Here is a 1,206-nt window from a genome sequence, read left to right on the forward strand (position 1 = left end):
CATATGTATCTTCTTTTATAATATCTATTGATTTAAACTCTACCTCTGTTTTTAACATCATACGCTGCATTTCTTTTTCAATTTGTTTTTTAGCAGCTTGTAATTCATCAACAACCTGATTTGCTAAATCTCCCGCAGCTCCTGCAGCATTTTCGATTTGTTTTTCTATCTTTTTAATTTCTCCCATAAAATCGATCATATAATTATCCCCTTATTTAATTTGAAAATTTGATGCTAATTGGTTGTCTTTATCTCTTAGTGAATTTGCTGCATCACTAATATCATCTCCGAATCGGCTTAAACTCTTTTGTTCTTTTTTTAAAAGATGGATTAATTCTTCTGCTAGGTTTGCGTCATGAAAATAGTCATTTCCACCTTTTCTAATTTTAGCAATTTGTGAGATGGCTTCATCTACTTCGTGTTCTTCTAATAAATGATATCTTCCACCTGGCCCTGTTTCATGTTTTAATTGATTTTTTAACTTTTGAACTGCTTCAGCTTCGTTTCTTTGAAACTCTTCTATATTTTTTGCGATATCTGATAATCGATTGCTGAGTGTTTGAATTTTTTTTGCTTGTTTTATAATATCTTCAGGTTCTAATTTTAATATGGGGCTTCCATTTGAATGAAAGGATCCCTGAAATGTATCTCTGCCGTGTCCGTCCATAGTTAAACGTGTAAAAAGTCCTTGTTTTGTATCGTTCTGTCTCACTGTGTATTGCTTACCAATTAGAGGTGCACCGAATTGAGTGTGGTTACCAATCGGGTCATTTTCATGTGTATAATCAGTTGCTTTATTTTCCATTTTCCCTTCATTTACCCGTTTTTTTGCTTCAGGACTTAGTATACGATAGGGATTCGGTGCAGCCCATGTAGTTGCATAACAATCTAATTCTGCAGCGATAAGGTCCGCTTCTGCACCACCTTTACTATGTCCAGTAGTATGAAGAGAAGAAGGGTTATATTTTGCTACGATGTCATTTTTTGCCCATTTTAATCCAGTATCAAATGATGTTTCAGAATTAGGTTTTATAGTTTGACTGTTACTTGGAGTAATTACTTTAGAATGTGTTTTAATTCCAAACGTAATCTGATCGATATCTGTTTCGAAATCTGCTAATTGGTTAGGCTCTGTCCCGCGAAATGCTAGGATTATATCATCATAATGTGTTGCATTTTCTTTGTAATCTTTTTTTGGTACTACTG

General features: G+C 33.8%; 1 protein-coding gene and 1 pseudogene. Both read right to left on the reverse strand.

Annotated elements, in window-relative coordinates:
- Positions 1 to 199, reverse strand: a pseudogene (locus tag BB045_RS09220) (hypothetical protein); the annotation flags it as partial.
- Between the two features lie 12 nt (positions 200 to 211).
- Positions 212 to 1,206: alpha/beta hydrolase family protein (locus tag BB045_RS09225; RefSeq protein WP_075140700.1), on the reverse strand; the 995-nt coding region annotated here is incomplete at its 5' end.

The organism is Staphylococcus sp. MB377, from assembly GCF_001922505.1.
Classification (GTDB): domain Bacteria; phylum Bacillota; class Bacilli; order Staphylococcales; family Staphylococcaceae; genus Staphylococcus; species Staphylococcus haemolyticus.